This is a genomic window from Mycobacterium sp. TKK-01-0059 (genome assembly GCF_000709305.1).
Classification (GTDB): domain Bacteria; phylum Actinomycetota; class Actinomycetes; order Mycobacteriales; family Mycobacteriaceae; genus Mycobacterium; species Mycobacterium intracellulare.
The window spans coordinates 3,452,515-3,470,738 of the sequence record NZ_KL446993.1; the positions used below are offsets into that span (position 1 = coordinate 3,452,515).

Below are 18,224 nucleotides of genomic sequence, written 5' to 3' on the forward strand. Positions count from 1 at the left end.
CGGTCCAGCGGCCGCGGACATCAGGGGCCGTAACTCAGCCACAGCGGCAGCACGGCATCCAGGTAGTCCATGAATTTCTTGAGCCCTACCCGGAATTGCCCATACCCGTAGGGGTCTTGCGCATACTGCGGAAACGCGATCCCCACCCCGAACAGGCCGGGGGCAAGGATTCCGTTGGTGCGGTTGTAGTCCAGTTGCCCAAACTGCGGTGTCTCGGGCAATCGCCGGCGTTCGAAGCCGACGGTGTAGACCACCCGGTCACACCGGGCCAGCTGCCCGGAGAACTCCGGCGCCGATACCAGGCATCGCTCCAATCGGTCCGGCAGCACCCCGTCGATGTTTTCCCGCGCCCACACCGCAGCCTGGCCCTTCAGCCCGGTGTCATCGAACAGGATCCAATCCGCAAAGTACACAGCGTATTTCAGTGGGCTTCGGTAAAAGTTGATCACCCGCTCGACGGGATGGCGCAGCAGATTCGGCAGCACGATCATGGACGAGTGCGACGAGCCGAACACGCCGACCGTCGCACCCCGCAGCGGCTCACGCGCGAGCTTCTCGGGATCGAGGGCGACCTCCACCGGAATCTCGTCGAGCTCGGGGTAATGAAGCTTCTTGGCGACCGCCCCGACGGCCAGGATCACGTTGGTGGCCACGATGTCGTCCTGTTCGGTCTCGATGCGCCATCGCCGGTTTTCCAGGTACAGCGCGGTCGCGGTCGTCGTGAAGGTGGCGACCTGCTCACGAAGCTGCCCCGTGATCCACACCAGCGGCTCGGCGACCAGGCCCAGCGCGCACGTCTCCTGGGGGTCGATTTCGCGCAGCGGCAGGGGCGGCGCTTCGTCGAACCGAAATGACTTGGAGCCGTTGAAGTATTCGAGGAACAGACCCACGTGCGTGTTGCTCGACACCGACCGCCACTTTTGCCCGATGTCGCCGCCGGCGAAGGCGGGATCGATCCACGCGATCCTTTCGGCCGCGACGCCGTGATCCAGCAGCCTCCCCACCGCGGCGACGCCCGCCGGCCCGGCCCCGATCACTGCCCACGCGTAGGAAGTCATGCACCACATATAGAGCAGTGCGCGGCGAAACGCCCACCGGGACTCGGGCCGTGAGGCCCGAACCGGCTACGCCAGCCAGGCCGCGGAGTCCGGGGGGAGTTTCCCGTCCAGCAACGGCGCGCTGGCCAGGACGAGTTCCCCCGGCGGCAGGGGCACCGGCTGTGCGCCACAGTTGAGGGCGCACACCAGGCCGCCGGGACGCCGGAAGATCACCGCGTCGCCGGAGGCGTCCAGCCAGTCGACACCGTCGCCGTCGAACTCGACGCGACGCTTGCGCAATTCGAGTGCGCGCCGGAAAAACGACAGCGTCGAGTCGGGATCGGCGCTCTGCTTGTCGACGGTCAGCGCCGCCCACTCCTTCGGCATCGGCAACCAGGTCTCGGCGCAGGACGAGAAACCGAACGGGGGCTCGTCGCCCGACCAAGGGATAGGCACCCGGCATTTGTCGCGGCCGCGCTCGGTGTGTCCCGAGCGTTCCCACGTCGGGTCCTGCAACACCTCGTCGGGCAGCTCGACGTCGGGCAGCCCCAGTTCCTCGCCGTTGTAGATGAACACCGCGCCCGGCAGGGCGAGCATCACCATCGCCATCGCGCGGGCCCGGCGCAGGCCGAGGTCGCCGCCGCCGTAGCGGGTGACCTCCCGGCCGACGTCGTGGTTGGACAGCGTCCAGGTCGGGACGGCGTCCTGCAGGGCGGTGGCGGCGAGCGAGTTCTGGATCGCGTCACGGATCTCGGCGCCGTCGAATTCGATCCTCGCCAGCCGGAAGTTGAATCCGAGGTGCAGCTCATCGGGCCGCAGGTACTCCGCCCAGCGGGCGTTGTCGGTCACCCACACCTCGCCGACGGTCACCGCCCCCGGGTAGTCGTCGATCACCCTGCGGATGTCGCGGTGAATGTCGTGCACGCTCGGGTGGTTGAAGCGCGGGTCGTCGTCGGTGTGGTGCAACACCTTGGACTCGACGTCGGGCGCATCCGGCAGGCCGGCCGGCTTGGCCATGCCGTGCGCCACGTCGATGCGGAAGCCGTCCACGCCGCGTTCCAGCCAGAAGCGCAGCGTCTTCTCGAAATCGTCGAAGACGTCCGGGTGCTCCCAATTCAGGTCCGGCTGCTCGGTGTCAAACAGGTGCAGGTACCACTGGCCGGGTTGACCGTCGGGTTCGACCACCCGGGTCCAGGCGGGGCCCCCGAAGACGGAGGTCCAGTTGTTGGGCGGCAGCTCCCCGTCGGCGCCGCGGCCGTCGCGGAAGAAATACCGCTCCCGCGCGTCGGTGCCCGGCCCGGCGGCCAGCGCCGCGGCGAACCACGGATGGGCCGAACTGGTGTGGTTGGGCACCACGTCCATGGTGATCTTCATGCCCCGCCGGTGCGCCGCGGCGATCAGCCGTTCGATGGCCGCCATCCCGCCGAACAACGGGTCGATGTCGCGCGGATCGGCGACGTCATACCCGTGGTCGGCCATCGGGGAGACCGTGACCGGGTTGAGCCAGATCGCGTCCACGCCGAGCTGCTCGAGGTGATCCAGGCGGGCCGTCACCCCGTCCAGGTCGCCGACGCCGTCGCCGTCGCTGTCGGCGAACGACCGCGGATACACCTGATAGAACACCGCGCTCGACCACCACGCTGCCGGGCTCATGCTGCTCCGTTCGCTTCGCTGGGCATCAGAACTGGGCATCAAAACGACGAGTTCACCAGCGAGTCGGCGGCCATCTCCAGATAGCTGAGCAACTCGCGGCGGTGCTCGTCGTCGAGTGTCGCCGAATCGATGGAGGCCACCGCCGTGTGCATGCAGCGCAGCCACGCGTCGCGCGCCAGGGGAGTGATCCGGAACGGGACGTGACGCATCCGCAGCCGGGGGTGTCCGCGCCGGTCCGAGTACGTGCGCGGGCCGCCCCAATACTGCTCGAGGAACATCCGCAAGCGCTCCTCGGCGCCCTCGAGGTCATCCAGCGGGTACAGCTCGCTCAAAATCTCGTCCTCGGGCACCTGAGCGTAAAACCGCGACACGATCGCGTGGAAGGTCTCGGCACCGCCGACGGCGTCGTAGAAGGACTGTCCTACCTCATCCATCGCCGTCCATTGTGGGGCATCGTCGCGACGGCAAGCCGCGGCGGCCCGACGCCGCTCCTGCTGTTCACCGGCTGGACACGGCGTTTCACCTGCAATAGGGGTGCGATTGGCGGCGAATCATGGTGGACTGTTCGCGGAGGATCTATGGCGCAGGGCAAGAGACGCCGCAGCCACCGCAGTAGTCAAGTGGCCACGGCAGGGTCAACCGGGCCCACAACCGTGTCATCGCTGCACAGTGTCGAGATCCATCCGCCGGCCCGCCCGGAGAGCGCTTCCATCTGGAGTCGCCGGCGGGTGTTGCTGCTGAATTCCACCTACGAGCCGCTCACCGCGCTGCCGATGCGGCGCGCGATCGTCATGGTGATCTGCGGCAAGGCCGACGTGGTGCATCACGACCCGGCCGGGCCCGTCATCCACTCGGCGACCCGCTCGATCGTCGTGCCCTCGGTGATCCAGCTGCGCTCGTATGTCCGCGTTCCCTACCGGGCGCGCGTTCCGATGACCCGGGCCGCCCTGATGCACCGCGACCGGTTCTGCTGCGCCTACTGCGGGGCGAAGGCGGACACCGTCGACCACGTGGTGCCCCGCAGCCGCGGCGGCGACCATTCCTGGGAGAACTGCGTCGCCTGCTGCTCGACCTGCAACCATCGCAAGGGCGACAAGCTGCTCAGCGAGCTCGGCTGGGCGCTGCGCCGGCCGCCGATGCCGCCGACGGGCCAGCACTGGCGGCTGTTGTCGACGGTCAAGGAGCTGGACCCGGCCTGGGCCCGATACCTCGGCGAAGGCGCGGCCTGAGCCACAATCTGGTGTCCGGTCGCGCCGGTGGATCGCTTGGTGGGATACGGTTTGCGTCGTGAGTCCTATGCATCTCCACCTGATCATCGTCGGTATACCCGTGTTGCTGGTGGTCGCGCTGTCGGTGCTGATCTGGTCCCGCAAGGGGCCGCACCCGGCGTCCTACAAGCTGGGCGAGAAGTGGACGCATCCGCCGATCCTGTGGGCCGCCATCGGCGAAGAGGTCGGCCACAGCCATGGGGGGCACGGCACGTCGGAATTCTCAGTCGGAGGTGGCGCCAGTGGCACGTGGTGAGGTAGCGACGAGGGAACCCGCCGAGCTGCCCTACGGCTCGGTGATCACCGCCAGCGGACGGATCTCCGGAGTCACCGAGCCCGGCGAACTCTCGGTGCAGTTCCCGTTCTCGACCAAAGATCTCGTCGCGGTGGACGACGCGCTGAAATTCGGGTCGCGGTCCTCCAAGACGCGTTTCGCGATCTACCTGGGCGACCTGGGCAACGACACCGCCGCGCGGGCCCGCGAGATCCTGGCCGACGTGCCGACGCCGGACAATGCGGTGCTGCTGGCCGTCTCGCCCGACCAGAAGGTCATCGAGGTGGTCTACGGTTCCGCGGTCCGCGGCCGCGGCGCCGAATCGGCCGCGCCGCTGGGTGTGGCCGCCGCTTCCTCGGCATTCGAGCGCGGCGATCTGGTGGACGGGCTGGTCAGCGCGATCCGCGTGCTGAGCGCCGGCATTTCGCCGGCTTAGCTACTCGGCGTCGAAACGGCGCGCCCGCAACGATCGCTTCACCCCGGCCTGGCCCTCGAGCACCAGGCGGCGCAGCGCCGCCGGCACCTCGGGGTCGGACAGGAACTCGTCGGCCGCGGCGATGCCGTCCTCGCTGATGTCCCAGTGCGGGTACAGGCCGATCACCACCGTCTGCGCCACTTCGCTGGACCGGCGCGCCCACACCCCCGAGATCGCCTCGAAATACCGCGCGGTGAACGGCTTGAGCAGCTCATGCTGCGCCGGCGGGGCGACGCCCGCGATGATCGCGCGGGCGGTGATGTTGGCCAGGGTGTCGTCCTCGACCACCCTCGTCCACGCCTCCTCCTTGACCTGCAGTTGGGGCCGCGCCGTCGCGGCCTGGGCGCCGTGCCGCTTGCCGGCGGCGGTCGGGTCCCGCTGAACCTCGGCGTCGATGAACGGCGTAGCGGGCCCGTCGGCGTCGATGTCGCCGGCGGTGGCCAGCGCGGTGACGATCCGCCACCGCAGGTCGGTGTCGACCTCGAGGCCCGGCAATCCCAGGTCTTCGGGGGAGCGGTCGAGCAGGTCGGCCAGCGTCACCACATGGCGCGTCGACAGGACCGACGAGCACAGTGTGTTGACGAAGGCGAGCTGGTGATCCGATCCGGGCTGCGCGGCGCGCGCCAATTCCAGCAGCCGGTCGGCGAACTGCGGCCAGCCCTCCTCCCGCGCCCAGCCGGGCTCGGCGTAGGACGTCAGCGCCGTCTGCGCCTGAAGCAGCAGCCGCTGCGCCACCCCGACCTCGGTTTCGGCGTGCACGCCGCCCGCCACCAGGGCCACGAAATCGCGGGCCCGCAGCTCGGCCTCGCGCGTCATCTCCCAGGCCGCCGACCAGACCAGCGAGCGGGGCAGCGGCTCGGCGATGTCGGCGATGCGACCCAGGGCGGTGCGCAGGGACTCGGCGTCCAGCCGCAACGAGCAGTACGTCAGGTCATCGTCATTGACCAGGACCAATTGGCCCCGCGAAACCCCAACCAACGCAGGGACTTCCGTCACCGGGCCCTCGACGTCGAGCTCCTCGCGGCGCACCCGCACCAGCTTTCCCGACCCGTCATCGTCGTAGACGCCGATGGCCAGCCGGTGCACCCGGGTCTCGCCGGCGCCCGGGGCGGCTCCGCTCTGGGTCACCGCGAACCGCGTGAACCTGCCGTCACCGTCGACGTCGAAATCGGGCCGCAGCGTGTTGAGCCCGGTCGTCTTCAGCCACTGCTGACCCCAGTCGGACAGGTCGCGTCCCGACGCCTTCTCCAGCGCGGCGACCAGATCGTCGAACGTGGCGTTGCCGAACGCGTGGGTGCGGAAGTAGTCGCGCAGCCCGGCCAGGAAGTGCTCGAGCCCGACGTAGGCGACGAGCTGCTTGAGCACCGATGCGCCCTTGGCGTAGGTGATGCCGTCGAAGTTCACCTCGACCGCGGCCAGGTCCGGGATATCGGCGGCGATCGGATGGGTCGAGGGCAACTGGTCCTGACGGTAGGCCCACGACTTTTCGACCGTCGCGAACGTGGTCCATGCCTCGGTGAATTCGGTTGCCTCGCTTTGGCATAGCACCGACGCGAACGTCGCGAAGGACTCGTTCAGCCACAGGTCGTCCCACCACGCCATGGTGACCAGATCCCCGAACCACATGTGGGCCATCTCATGCAGCACGGTCTCGGCGCGACGTTCGTAGGACGCCCTGGTGACCTTGCTGCGGAAGACGTAGTCCTCCAAGAAGGTCACCGCGCCGGCGTTTTCCATTGCGCCGGCGTTGAATTCGGGGACGAACAGCTGATCGTATTTCCCGAAGGCGTAGGGTAAGCCGAAGTTCTTGTGGTAGAAGCCGAATCCCTGCTTGGTCTGGGTGAAGAGCCGCTCGGCGTCCATGTAGGGCGCCAGCGACGCCCGGCAGTAGATGCCCAGCGGGATTTCGCCGTGTTCGTCGGCGTAGGCGTCCTTCCACTCGGCGTACGGGCCGGCGATCAGGGCGACCAGGTAGGTGCTCATCCGCGGGGTGGTGGCGAAGGTGTGCAGGCCGTCGGTCACCGACACCGTCGCGCCGTTGGAGATCACCTTCCAGTGCCGGGGCGCGGTCACCCGCACGTCGAAGGTCGCCTTGAGGTCGGGCTGGTCGAAGCAGGCGAACATGCGCTTGGCGTCGGCGGTTTCGAATTGGGAGTACAGGTAGGTCTCGTTGTCGACCGGGTCGACGAACCGGTGCAGACCCTCACCGGTGTTGGAGTAGCGGCAGTCCGCGTCGACCACGACGACGTTGCGGTCGGCCAGGCCACGCAACTCGATGCCGGTCGATTCGTCGTATCCGGAGACGTCGAGGTCGCGGCCGTTGAGCGTGGCGCCGCGCACCGTGTCGGCGGCGATGTCGATGACCGTGTCGGCGCCGGCGAGGGCGTCGAACACCACCGTGGTCACCGAGCGGAAGGTCCGTTCGCCGGGGCCGCCGTGGGAGTCGGTGAGGTCGAGATCGATCTGGTAGCTGGCGACGGTGATCAGCGAAGCGCGCTCGACGGCTTGTTCGCGGGTGAGGTTGGGGAGTGCCACGTGTCCAACTTACGGGTCGGGCGAACCGGGAACAGGAGCGAGAGGCCTACGGTTGTGCAGATCAGACTTTCAACCGACGAGAGGACCGGACATGCCCGACAACGCGCCCGCGAAGAACAAGGCCGATTTCTGGTTCGATCCGCTGTGCCCGTGGGCGTGGATCACCTCGCGCTGGATCCTCGAGGTGGAAAAGGTTCGCGACATCGAGGTGAACTTCCACGTGATGAGCCTGGCGGTGCTCAACGAAAACCGCGAGGGCCTGCCCGACGAATACCGCGAACGCTTGGCGAAGGCCTTCGGTCCGGTGCGGGTGGCGATCGCGGCCGAACAGGCCCACGGCGCCGAGGTGCTGGCGCCGCTGTACACCGCGATGGGAACCCGGATTCACAACGAGGACAACAAAGAACTGGACGACGTGATCAAACAGTCGCTGGCCGAGGTGGGCCTGCCGGCCGAGCTGGCCGACGCCGCCGACAGCGACGCCTACGACGAGGCGTTGCGCAAGAGCCACCACGCCGGAATGGACGCGGTCGGCGATGACGTCGGCACGCCCACCATCCACGTCAACGATGTGGCGTTCTTCGGTCCGGTGCTCTCCAAGATTCCGCGCGGTGAGGAAGCGGGCAAGCTGTGGGACGCCTCGGTGGCGTTCGCGTCCTACCCGCACTTCTTCGAGCTCAAGCGCAGCCGCAACGAGAAGCCCGACTTTGCCTAGGTGGGCTGGCCCGACGCCGACCGCCCGGCCAGGCGGGCGTTCTACTGCGACCGCCCCGCTGGCCGGGCGCCGGTAGGCCGCCGCCCCGCTTGCCGTCGCCGCCGCCAGGGCGGCGGGTGGCTGTGTAAGGATTGCGGGCATGCGCGTCTACCTCGGCTCTGACCACGCCGGATTCGAGCTCAAGCAGCAGATCATCGAGCACCTCGCGAAGTCCGGCCACGAGCCGATCGATTGCGGCGCCTTCACCTACGACGCCGACGACGACTACCCGGCCTTTTGCATCGCGACCGCGACGCGCACGGTGGCCGACCCGGACAGCCTGGGCATCGTGCTGGGCGGGTCGGGCAACGGCGAGCAGATCGCGGCCAACAAGGTGCCCGGCGCCCGGTGCGCGCTGGCCTGGAGCGTCGAAACCGCAAGCCTGGCCCGCGAACACAACAACGCGCAACTGATCGGCATCGGCGGTCGCATGCACACGGCGGCCGAGGCGCTCGCCATCGTCGACGCCTTCGTTACCACGCCATGGTCGAAAGCCGAACGCCACCAACGGCGTATCGACATCCTCGCCGAATACGAACGCACCCACCAAGCCCCGCCGGTACCCGGCGCGGCGGGCTGACGCTGGAAAGGTCCGCGCGTGCCCGAAGGGCATACCCTGCACCGGCTGGCCCGGCTGCACCAACGCCGCTACGCCGGCGCGCCCGTATCGGTGTCCAGCCCGCAGGGCCGCTTCGCCGACGCGGCCGCGGCGGTCGACGGCCGGGTGTTGCAACGCACCAGCGCGTGGGGCAAACACCTGTTTCACCACTACGCCGGCGGCCCGATCGTGCACGTGCATCTCGGCCTGTACGGCGCCTTCACCGAATGGGAGCGTCCCGACGACGGGTCGTTTCCCGAGGCGGTCGGGCAGGTGCGGATGCGCATGATCGGCGCCGACTACGGCACGGACCTGCGCGGCCCGACGGTGTGCGAGGTGATCGACGAAGGGCAGGTCAGCGACGTGTTGGCCCGGCTGGGTCCCGATCCGCTGCGCGGCGACGCCGATCCGTCGTGGGCGCGGAAGCGAATTGCCAAGTCGCGCAGGCCCATTGGGGCACTGTTGATGGATCAGACCGTCATGGCCGGCGTGGGCAACGTGTACCGCAGCGAGTTGCTGTACCGCCACGGCATCGACCCCTTCCGCCCCGGCCGCGACGTCGGCGAGGACGAATTCGATGCGGCCTGGACCGATCTGGTGGCACTGATGAAGGTCGGTTTGCGCCGGGGCAAGATCATCGTGGTGCGGCCCGAACACGACCACGGCGCGCCCTCGTATCGCCCCGACCGCCCCCGCACCTACGTCTACCGGCGCTCCGGCGAACCGTGCCGCGTGTGCAAAGCCCCGATCCGCACGACCGTGCTGGAGGGCCGCAACGTGTTCTGGTGTCCGACCTGCCAAAAATAATGGCGAAACATCGCCGCCTCCGGTTTGAATTCAATCGGGGTGGGCATGTGTTGTCCCCATGAAGACTCTCGCTCGATCAGCAGCAACGATTTCCGCCATCGCGGGTCTGGGCTTGGCGGGGCTGGGCGTCGCGACCGACGCGCAGGCGCATCCCGCTCCGTTCCCGCAGTGGTGCCCCGGCGATTTCTGGGACCCCGGCTGGGGCGACAACTGGGACACCGGGAATTGCCACGACAATTGGCGCGGACCCGGGCCCAATCCGTACCTCAACCCCGGCGGACCCGGCGGTCCCGGTGGGCTGGGCGGTCCCGGTGGACCCGGCGGACCGGGTGGGCCCGGCGGTCCCGGTGGACCCGGCGGGGGTGGTCCCGGCGGTGGTGGACACGGCGGCGGTGGCGGCGGTGGCGGCGGCCATTAACGGCGCCGCTAGATGACACCCAGCACGGAGTAGACCGCGTTCGACAGGACCAGGCTGCGGGGGTCGGCGTTGGCCTTGGTGGGGTCGAAGTGATTCGCCACATAGGCGTAGCCGATGCGGTGCTCGAGATCGACGAACCCGAACGAGCCGCCCAGCCCGCCGTGGCCGAAGATCCTCGGGTTGGGTCCGTTGACGCAGCGTTGGTTGAGCATGTACCCGAGACCCCAGCCGTGGTCGGCGACCCGCGGCCCCAGCACCAGGTCGGTTTCCAGCCCGCCCTGACAGACCCGCACCAGGTCCATGTGCTCGCGGCTGAGCACCTTCTCCTGGGCGAGCGCGTTGTAGAAGGTCGCCAACCCCAGCGCCGACACCTGACCGTTGGTGCCGGGGAACTCGAGTTCGCGCCACAGGCCCAGATCGTGTGAGCCGAGCTCGTCGTCGGGGGCGAATCCCATCGAGATGGACAGGCCCGCCTTGGGGTGCTCGGCCAGGCTGGTCGGCCAGCCCGGCGCCTTCGCGTCGGCCAGCAGGTCCCGGGCGTGCGGCTTGTTGATCCGCTCGGCGCAGCGGTGCTGTTCGGCCAGCGGCAACCCGATGTGGACGTCGGCGCCGAACGGTTCGGCGATCTCGGTCCGCAGGTACTGACCGATCGTGCGGCCCGTGACCCGGCGGAACACCTCGCCCATGATGAAGCCGAAGGTGGTCATGTGGTAGCCCTGCGCCGTGCCCGGCTCCCACCAGGGCTCGGCGGCGGCCAGCTGTTCGCAGACGTAGTCCCAATCCGCGACCTGTTCCCAGCGCATCCGGGTGCGCGGCCCGATCACGCCGGAGCGGTGGCTCATCACCATCGCCAGCGTGATGTCCTGTTTGCCCGCCTGAGCGAACTCGGGCCAGTAGTGGGCCACCGGCGCCTGCAGGTCCAGCTCGTCGCGGTCGGCCAGTTGGTGCACGCAGGTGGCCGACAGGCCCTTCGTGCCGGACAACACGGTGGTCAGGGTGTTCTGCTGCCAGGGCCGGGTGCGGGCCGCGTCGGCCCAGCCGCCCCACAGGTTGACGACGAGAGACCCGTCCACCCACACCGCGACGGCCGCACCGACCTCGTCGCGCAGGGTGAAATTGCGCTCGAACGCGTCGCGAACCCCGACGAAGTCCGACGCGCATGAGCCATGGATCGACGGGTCCGTCGTCAGGTCGCTCATGGCGCCTCTCTATCGAGCAGATAGTTAGCCCCGAGCGGGCGACGGGAATCGAACCCGCGTAGCTAGTTTGGAAGACTAGGGCTCTACCATTGAGCTACGCCCGCATGTATTTAGTCGAGCGTGACTGTAGCTGGCGACGAAGATCAAATCTAATCGACGCGGCTTTGTGATCACTCCGTGAGGTCCGCGAGGTCGCCGCCCAAGCCTGTGACGGACCTGGCTTTGCGGGGCCTTAGGATCATCGAGGTCAGCGCGGGGTGTAGCGCAGCTTGGTAGCGCATCCGCTTTGGGAGCGGAAGGCCGCAGGTTCAAATCCTGTCACCCCGACCAGCACGACCGGCCGCACGCTGCGCGGCCCACCGACGACCAGGAACGAGCACCGAGGAGCACACCCGTGAAGAGCACCGTCGAGCAGTTGAGCCCCACCCGGGTGCGCATCAATGTGGAGGTCCCGTTCTCCGAACTCGAGCCGGACTTCCAGCGGGCCTACAAGGAGTTGGCCAGGCAGGTGCGCTTGCCCGGCTTCCGGCCCGGCAAGGCGCCGGCGAAGTTGCTGGAGGCCCGCTTCGGCCGCGAGGCGATGCTCGACCAGGTCGTCACCGACGCGCTGCCCGCGCGGTACGGACAGGCGGTCGCCGAGTCGGAGGTGCACCCGCTGGGCCAGCCCGAGATCGAGGTCACCAAGAAGGAGTACGGCGAGGAGCTGGCGTTCACCGCCGAGGTCGACATCCGGCCCAAGCTCACCCTGCCCGACCCGGGTTCGCTGACCATCTCGGTGGACCCGATCGAGGTCAGTGACGACGACGTCGACGCCGAACTGCAGTCCCTGCGGGCTCGATTCGGCACCCTGACCGGGGTGGACCGGCCGGTCGCCGACGGCGACTTCGTCTCCATCGACCTGTCGGCCACCATCGACGGCGAAGAGGTGCCGGGCGCCACCGCGCAGGGGCTGTCCCACGAGGTCGGCTCCGGCCGGCTCATCGCGGGCCTCGACGAGGCGCTGGTCGGGTTGTCCGTCGACGAATCCAAGGAGTTCACCGCGCAGTTGGCCACCGGCGAGCACTTGGGCAAGGACGCGCAGGTGACCGTCACGGTCAAGTCGGTCAAACAGCGCGAGCTGCCCGAGCCCGACGACGAGTTCGCCCAATTGGCCAGCGAATTCGACACCATCGAGGAGCTGCGGTCCAACCTGCGCGAGCAGGTCGGCCGGACCAAGCGGGCGCAGCAGGCCGAAGCCATCCGCGACGCCGCGATCGACACGCTGCTCGAGCAGGTCGACATCCCGCTGCCCGAAGCGATCGTGAAGGCGCAGGTCGACAGCGCGCTGCACAACGCCCTGCACAGCCTCGACCACGACGAATCCAAGCTCGACGAGGTGCTCGCCCAGCAAGGGAAGTCGCGCGAGGAGTTCGAGACCGAGACACGCACCGCCGCCGAGACCGACGTCAAACGGCAGCTGCTCCTCGACGCGCTCGCCGACGAGCTCGAGGTCCAGGTCGGCCAGGACGACCTGACCGAGCGGCTGGTGGCCACGTCGCGCCAGTACGGCATCGAGCCCCAGCAGCTCGTGGCCTACCTGCAGGAGAACAACCAGCTGCCGGCCATGTTCGCCGATGTGCGCCGGGCGCTGGCCATCGCCGAGGTGATCCGCGCGGCGTCGGTCACCGACACCGCCGGAAACACCGTCGACACCGACGAGTTCTTCGGCAAGCGCGCGGGGGCGGACGAGGCCGCCGATGACGTCTCCGGTGACGCCGAAGAATCCACGAAGGCCGACGGCGAGGAGTGACCGCGCGATGACGCTGTGAGCGAACGCGCCCGTTTCAGGGGCGCGTGGCCGCGAAACGGCGGGCCCGGTTGGTTAGTGTCGGTGAAGACAGATCTGACAGAAAGCAGGTACCCCGGTCGTGACTGACATGCGTTCAAACTCGCAGGGTCTCAACCTCACGGACTCCGTCTATGAGCGCTTGCTGTCCGAGCGCATCATCTTCCTGGGTTCGGAGGTGAGCGACGAAATCGCCAATCGGCTGTGCGCGCAGATTCTGCTGCTCGCCGCCGAGGACTCCACCAAAGACATCTCGCTCTACATCAACTCGCCCGGCGGCTCGATCAGTGCCGGCATGGCGATCTACGACACCATGGTGCTGGCGCCGTGCGACATCGCCACCTACGCGATGGGCATGGCCGCCTCGATGGGCGAGTTCCTGTTGGCCGCGGGCACCAAGGGCAAGCGGTACGCGCTGCCGCACGCCCGCATCCTGATGCACCAGCCGCTGGGCGGGGTGACCGGGAGCGCGGCGGACATCGCCATTCAGGCCGAGCAGTTCCACGTCATCAAGAAGGAAATGTTCCGGCTGAACGCCGAATTCACCGGCCAGTCGATCGAACGCATCGAGGCGGATTCCGACCGCGACCGCTGGTTCACCGCGCAGGAAGCCCTGGAATACGGCTTCGTCGACCACATCATCACCCGCGCCGCCCACATCACCAATGGAGAAGCCCAGTGAACGCCGAAACCCAGCCCCAGGCGCGCTACATCCTGCCGTCGTTCATCGAGCACTCCAGCTTCGGTGTCAAGGAGTCGAATCCCTACAACAAGCTGTTCGAGGAACGCATCATCTTTCTCGGCGTCCAGGTGGACGACGCGTCGGCGAACGACATCATGGCGCAGTTGCTGGTGCTCGAGTCGCTGGACCCCGACCGCGACATCACCATGTACATCAACTCGCCCGGCGGCGGATTCACCTCGTTGATGGCGATTTACGACACCATGCAGTACGTGCGCGCCGACATCCAGACGGTGTGCCTGGGGCAGGCCGCCTCGGCGGCCGCGGTGCTGCTGGCCGCCGGGACCCCGGGCAAGCGGATGGCGCTGCCCAACGCCCGGGTGCTGATTCACCAGCCTTCGCTGCAGGGCGTCATCCAGGGACAGTTCTCCGACCTGGAAATCCAGGCCGCCGAGATCGAGCGGATGCGCACCTTGATGGAGACCACGCTGGCCCGCCACACCGGCAAGGACGCCGCGACGGTCCGCAAGGACACCGACCGGGACAAGATCCTGACGGCCGAAGAGGCCAAGGACTACGGGATCATCGACACCGTGCTGGAGTACCGGAAGCTTTCCGCCCAGAGCGCCTAGCCAATTTCGCCGAGCGTGCACTCACGGCGAGTTTTTGGCTGATTTCTGATTGCACGCTCGGCGCAAGGGGGCCAGCTCGGCGATGTCCGCCGGGCCGACCCGGCAGCAGCCGCCGACAATGCGGGCGCCCGCCGAAACCCACTGCGCCGCAAGCCCCGTCGCGAACGTGCGCGGGCCGACCCACGCGCGACCGTCCCAGCGTTCGCCGCTGTTCGGATAGACGATGACGGGCTTGCCGATCTCCGATGCGCTCGCGATCGCGGGCAACACGTCGTCGGGCGCGCAGCAGTTGACGCCGACGGCCACGATCTCGTCGACGCCCGCGGCCACCGCGAAGGCCTCGGTCAGCGGTTGCCCGGCGCGGGTCCGGGCCCCGTCGATCGTGTAGCTCAGCCACGCCGGCATCCCGACCGAGCGCACCACGTCGACCAACGCTTCCGCCTCGTCGACGTCGGGAATGGTCTCGCAGGCGAGGACGTCGGCCCCGGCGTCCGCCAGGGTCTCCAGCCGGGGCCGATGCCAGCGCGCCAAGGCCCCGACCGACAGGCCGTAGCGTCCGCGGTATTCCGAGCCGTCGGCCAGCGCCGCGCCGTACGGTCCGACCGAGGCCGCGACGAGCAGGCCCCCGAATTCGCCAGGGCCGGCCTCGTCCCGCGCGGCCTTCGCGAGCTCGACGCTGCGGCGCAACAGCCCGTCGGTTTCCCGACGATCCAGTCCGCGCGCCGCGAAACCCTCGAACGACGCCTGGTAGCTGGCCGTCGTCGCGATCGTGGCCCCGGCGCGAAAGTAGGCGGCGTGTACGGCGACGATCTCGCGTGGGGCGTCCGCGAGCAGCCTGGCCGACCACAACCGATCGGACAGGTCATGGCCGCGCGCTTCCAGCTCGGTGGCCAAGCCGCCATCGAGCAGCACGGTTCCGCTGGGCCACCGCAAGCCCACGGCCAAACCCACGTGGCCACTGTAGGGTGATTTCTTGGGGGTTCGCCTACGCCTCGTGTGAGCGTCTCGGGGTCGGGTCGGCACCTCCGTCGGAGGCGGGATCGGGCGGCCGCCGGACTCGGTCGCATTACGACCGCGACACGCCAAAGACACGCAAAGCGCGTCTTTCGCGAGCGACGGGCACCGTCTGGCTATATCTTTCCTCCATACGGAAGCGGCATGAACTCTCGCAAATACCATGGGCGCGATTCGGCGTTTATGGTCGCGGCGGGCCCGATCAAGCGGGTAGCGTCGGTGAATACATGCGGGACAGGGAAGTCCAACGGCGAAGAGGAAGTAGGCACTGACGCACCATGGCACGCATCGGAGACGGCGGGGACCTGCTGAAGTGCTCGTTCTGCGGGAAGAGCCAGAAGCAGGTCAAGAAACTCATTGCTGGCCCCGGTGTGTACATCTGCGATGAGTGCATCGATCTCTGCAACGAGATCATCGAAGAGGAGCTTGCCGACGCCGACGACGTGAAGCTCGATGAGCTCCCCAAACCGATCGAGATCCGGGAGTTCCTCGAGGGCTACGTCATCGGGCAGGACACCGCCAAGCGGACGCTGGCGGTCGCGGTCTACAACCACTACAAGCGGATCCAGGCCGGGGAAAAGGGCCGTGACTCGCGGCACGAGCCGGTCGAGTTGACCAAGTCCAACATCTTGATGCTCGGTCCCACCGGCTGCGGCAAGACCTACCTGGCCCAGACGCTCGCCAAGATGCTCAACGTCCCGTTCGCCATCGCCGATGCGACCGCCCTGACCGAGGCCGGCTACGTCGGTGAGGACGTCGAGAACATTCTGCTCAAGCTCATCCAGGCCGCCGACTACGACGTGAAGCGCGCCGAGACGGGCATCATCTACATCGACGAGGTCGACAAGATCGCCCGCAAGAGCGAGAACCCGTCGATCACCCGCGACGTCTCCGGGGAGGGCGTGCAGCAGGCCCTGCTGAAGATTTTGGAGGGCACCCAGGCGTCGGTTCCCCCGCAGGGCGGCCGCAAGCACCCGCACCAAGAGTTCATCCAGATCGACACCACCAACGTGCTGTTCATCGTCGCGGGGGCGTTCGCCGGCCTGGAGAAGATCATCTACGAGCGCGTCGGCAAGCGCGGCCTGGGCTTCGGCGCCGAGGTCCGCTCGAAGGCCGAGATCGACACCACCGACCACTTCGCCGAGGTCATGCCCGAGGACTTGATCAAGTTCGGCCTGATCCCGGAGTTCATCGGCCGGCTGCCGGTGGTCGCCTCGGTCACCAACCTGGACCGCGAATCGCTGGTCAAGATCCTGTCCGAGCCGAAGAACGCGTTGGTCAAGCAGTACCTGCGGCTCTTCGAGATGGACGGCGTGGAGCTCGAGTTCACCGACGACGCCCTGGAGGCGATCGCGGATCAGGCGATCCACCGCGGTACCGGCGCGCGCGGCCTGCGCGCCATCATGGAAGAGGTCCTGCTGCCGGTGATGTACGACATCCCGAGCCGCGACGACGTCGCCAAGGTCGTGGTGACCAAGGAGACCGTGCAGGACAACGTGTTGCCGACGATCGTGCCGCGCAAGCCGTCGCGCACCGAGCGCCGCGACAAGAGCGCCTAACTAGCTCCTGGAGCTCCCCAGCACGCCCCGCGATAGCAGCGACGTGGTCCCGCGGCGCCTTGCGCACGGCCTGGACCTGCTGAACTTCCTGCTCGCCGACGTTCGTGACGGGCTCGGCCCGTACCTGTCGATCTATCTGCTGCTGACCCACCACTGGGATCAGGGCTCGATCGGATTCGTCATGGCGGTCGGGGGCATCGGCGCGATCGCGCGCGCTGGCCCCGGCCGGCGCCCTGGTGGACCGGAGCACCGCCAAACGGGCGCTGGTCATCGGCGGCGCGCTGACGATCACCGCGGCGTCGCTGGCGATGCCGTTGTTCCCCGGGTTGTATTCGATCTCGGTGCTGCAGGCGCTCACCGGTATCGCCGGATCCGTCTTCGCCCCGGCGCTGGCCGCGATCACCCTGGGGCTCGTCGGCTCGCGTCGCTTCGCCCGCCGGATCGGGCGCAACGAGTCGTTCAACCACGGCGGGAACGCCACGGCGGCGGCGATCACCGGCGGCCTGGCCTACTTCTTCGGGCCGGTTGTGGTGTTCTGGGTGCTTGCGGTCATGGCGGCCGCCAGCGTGGTTGCGACGCTGTGGATTCCGGGCGACGCGATCGACCACGACATCGCCCGGGGCATGGACCATGCGCCGGGGGAACCGCACCCGAGCCCGTCCCGGCTGGCGGCCCTGCTGAGCAATCGCCGGCTGATGATCTTCGCCGCCACGGTCATCGCCTTCCACTTCGCCAACGCGGCCATGCTGCCGCTGGTCGGCCAGCGGCTGGCGCTGCACAACAAGGACGTCGGGACCGCGCTGATGGCGGGCTGCATCGTGGCCGCGCAGGTCGTCATGGTGCCGGTGGCCTACGTCGCCGGAGCCAAGGCCGATTCCTGGGGCCGCAAGCCGATCTTTTCGGCCGGGTTCGCCGTCCTGGCCGCCCGTGGCTTTCTCTACACGCTCTCGGACAACCCCTATTGGCTGGTGAGCGTGCAGCTGCTGGACGGCGTCGGGGCCGGCGTGTTCGGCGCGCTGTTTCCCCTTGTCGTGCAGGACGTGACGCACGGGACCGGCCGCTTCAACGTCAGCCTGGGGGCGGTGACGGCCGCGACGGGCGTCGGCGCCGCGGTGTCGAACCTCGTCGCGGGCTCGATGGTGGTCGCCGCCGGCTACAACGTCGCTTTCGCGTTCTTGGGTGCTCTGGCGGGCGCCGGGTTCGTGTTGTATCTGGTTGCGATGCCGGAAACGGCGGCGGCCAAAGCGGCGGCGGAGGCGCGGCATCCGGAAGCGGACACGGTATGAACGACGGTTGGGTAACGCGCAAGACGTGACCAACACCACAGTTTACTGGGCTACTCGTCAGTAGACGGCGCTGACGTCGCCTTTTGGCCGCGAACGCGGCCGAGATGATGCGGCGGAGTCGGCCATGGCGATCGAAAATCAGTGCCATAATTGGTACCGCCAGTGACATAAACCGTGATGGCCGGAGACTCCCTTCGCCGACGCGTAA

Annotated in this window: 17 protein-coding genes, 2 tRNA genes and 1 pseudogene; 13 read left to right on the forward strand and 7 right to left on the reverse strand. The window is 68.2% G+C overall.

The window, feature by feature from the left end; all coding sequences use genetic code 11:
* Nucleotides 1-20 precede the first annotated feature (20 nt).
* From K883_RS16515 to K883_RS16525, 3 genes are all read right to left on the reverse strand, one after another.
* Nucleotides 21-1,037 (reverse strand): hypothetical protein, encoded by a 1,017-nt coding sequence (locus K883_RS16515; RefSeq protein ID WP_008255155.1) that lies wholly within the window; start codon nucleotides 1,035-1,037, stop codon nucleotides 21-23.
* A gap of 87 nt (nucleotides 1,038-1,124) precedes the next feature.
* Complete coding sequence (locus K883_RS16520; protein WP_008255157.1) at nucleotides 1,125-2,690, reverse strand: glycoside hydrolase family 13 protein; 1,566 nt, start codon at nucleotides 2,688-2,690, stop codon at nucleotides 1,125-1,127.
* Nucleotides 2,691-2,728: 38 nt separating this feature from the next.
* Nucleotides 2,729-3,124, reverse strand: a complete 396-nt coding sequence (locus K883_RS16525) for a globin (RefSeq protein ID WP_008255158.1) — start codon at nucleotides 3,122-3,124, stop codon at nucleotides 2,729-2,731.
* A gap of 144 nt (nucleotides 3,125-3,268) precedes the next feature.
* On the opposite strand from K883_RS16525, the gene K883_RS16530 reads away from it, so the two are divergent.
* The 3 genes from K883_RS16530 (at nucleotide 3,269) to K883_RS16540 (ending at nucleotide 4,668) form a co-directional block, all read left to right on the forward strand.
* Complete coding sequence (locus tag K883_RS16530; protein WP_036428682.1) at nucleotides 3,269-3,919, forward strand: HNH endonuclease; 651 nt, start codon at nucleotides 3,269-3,271, stop codon at nucleotides 3,917-3,919.
* A gap of 67 nt (nucleotides 3,920-3,986) precedes the next feature.
* Nucleotides 3,987-4,214 (forward strand): aa3-type cytochrome oxidase subunit CtaJ, encoded by a 228-nt coding sequence (locus K883_RS16535; RefSeq protein WP_008255162.1) that lies wholly within the window; start codon nucleotides 3,987-3,989, stop codon nucleotides 4,212-4,214.
* Nucleotides 4,201-4,668 carry a DUF5130 domain-containing protein gene (locus K883_RS16540; RefSeq protein WP_008255165.1) on the forward strand — a complete coding sequence of 156 codons (468 nt, stop codon included), beginning with the start codon at nucleotides 4,201-4,203 and terminating at the stop codon, nucleotides 4,666-4,668. Before K883_RS16535 ends, K883_RS16540 begins: the two co-directional genes overlap by 14 nt.
* Here the strand turns inward: K883_RS16540 and pepN are convergent, their stop codons facing one another.
* Nucleotides 4,669-7,242 carry an aminopeptidase N gene (gene pepN / locus K883_RS16545; RefSeq protein WP_036454989.1) on the reverse strand — a complete coding sequence of 858 codons (2,574 nt, stop codon included), beginning with the start codon at nucleotides 7,240-7,242 and terminating at the stop codon, nucleotides 4,669-4,671.
* A gap of 91 nt (nucleotides 7,243-7,333) precedes the next feature.
* On the opposite strand from pepN, the gene K883_RS16550 reads away from it, so the two are divergent.
* From K883_RS16550 to K883_RS26875, 4 genes are all read left to right on the forward strand, one after another.
* A complete protein-coding gene (locus K883_RS16550) occupies nucleotides 7,334-7,957 on the forward strand; it encodes a mycothiol-dependent nitroreductase Rv2466c family protein (RefSeq protein ID WP_036454991.1) in 624 nt (207 codons plus the stop codon).
* A gap of 139 nt (nucleotides 7,958-8,096) precedes the next feature.
* Nucleotides 8,097-8,576: a ribose-5-phosphate isomerase gene (locus K883_RS16555; protein WP_008255170.1), complete on the forward strand. Its 480-nt coding sequence runs from the start codon at nucleotides 8,097-8,099 to the stop codon at nucleotides 8,574-8,576.
* Nucleotides 8,577-8,594: 18 nt separating this feature from the next.
* Nucleotides 8,595-9,401, forward strand: coding sequence for an Fpg/Nei family DNA glycosylase (locus tag K883_RS16560; protein WP_036454993.1), 807 nt, complete (start codon nucleotides 8,595-8,597; stop codon nucleotides 9,399-9,401).
* Nucleotides 9,402-9,459: 58 nt separating this feature from the next.
* Nucleotides 9,460-9,819 (forward strand): hypothetical protein, encoded by a 360-nt coding sequence (locus tag K883_RS26875; RefSeq protein WP_074020979.1) that lies wholly within the window; start codon nucleotides 9,460-9,462, stop codon nucleotides 9,817-9,819.
* 8 nt (nucleotides 9,820-9,827) lie between these two features.
* Here K883_RS26875 and K883_RS16565 read toward each other — a convergent pair whose 3' ends face one another.
* On the reverse strand, nucleotides 9,828-11,018 hold the full coding sequence (locus tag K883_RS16565; RefSeq protein WP_036454994.1) for a serine hydrolase domain-containing protein: 1,191 nt from the start codon (nucleotides 11,016-11,018) through the stop codon (nucleotides 9,828-9,830).
* A 33-nt stretch (nucleotides 11,019-11,051) separates the two neighbouring features.
* Nucleotides 11,052-11,122, reverse strand: a tRNA-Gly gene (locus K883_RS16570).
* Nucleotides 11,123-11,271: 149 nt separating this feature from the next.
* On the opposite strand from K883_RS16570, the gene K883_RS16575 reads away from it, so the two are divergent.
* From K883_RS16575 to clpP2, 4 genes are all read left to right on the forward strand, one after another.
* A tRNA-Pro gene (locus K883_RS16575) sits at nucleotides 11,272-11,348 on the forward strand.
* A gap of 64 nt (nucleotides 11,349-11,412) precedes the next feature.
* Nucleotides 11,413-12,807, forward strand: a complete 1,395-nt coding sequence (gene tig / locus K883_RS16580) for a trigger factor (RefSeq protein WP_036454996.1) — start codon at nucleotides 11,413-11,415, stop codon at nucleotides 12,805-12,807.
* Nucleotides 12,808-12,934: 127 nt separating this feature from the next.
* Nucleotides 12,935-13,525, forward strand: a complete 591-nt coding sequence (clpP1, locus tag K883_RS16585) for an ATP-dependent CLP protease proteolytic subunit ClpP1 (protein ID WP_008255177.1) — start codon at nucleotides 12,935-12,937, stop codon at nucleotides 13,523-13,525.
* Nucleotides 13,522-14,157, forward strand: coding sequence for an ATP-dependent CLP protease proteolytic subunit ClpP2 (gene clpP2, locus K883_RS16590; RefSeq protein ID WP_036454998.1), 636 nt, complete (start codon nucleotides 13,522-13,524; stop codon nucleotides 14,155-14,157). Before clpP1 ends, clpP2 begins: the two co-directional genes overlap by 4 nt.
* A gap of 21 nt (nucleotides 14,158-14,178) precedes the next feature.
* On the opposite strand, the gene mmuM is transcribed toward clpP2, so the two are convergent.
* Entirely contained in the window at nucleotides 14,179-15,090 is a 912-nt protein-coding gene (gene mmuM, locus K883_RS16595; protein ID WP_162288431.1) for a homocysteine S-methyltransferase, read from the reverse strand.
* A gap of 359 nt (nucleotides 15,091-15,449) precedes the next feature.
* Here mmuM and clpX point away from each other — a divergent pair, with 359 nt between their 5' ends.
* Both clpX and K883_RS16605 read left to right on the forward strand, forming a co-directional pair.
* Entirely contained in the window at nucleotides 15,450-16,730 is a 1,281-nt protein-coding gene (gene clpX / locus K883_RS16600; RefSeq protein ID WP_008255183.1) for an ATP-dependent Clp protease ATP-binding subunit ClpX, read from the forward strand.
* 43 nt (nucleotides 16,731-16,773) lie between these two features.
* Nucleotides 16,774-18,016: pseudogene (locus tag K883_RS16605) on the forward strand (MFS transporter).
* Nucleotides 18,017-18,224 lie beyond the last annotated feature (208 nt).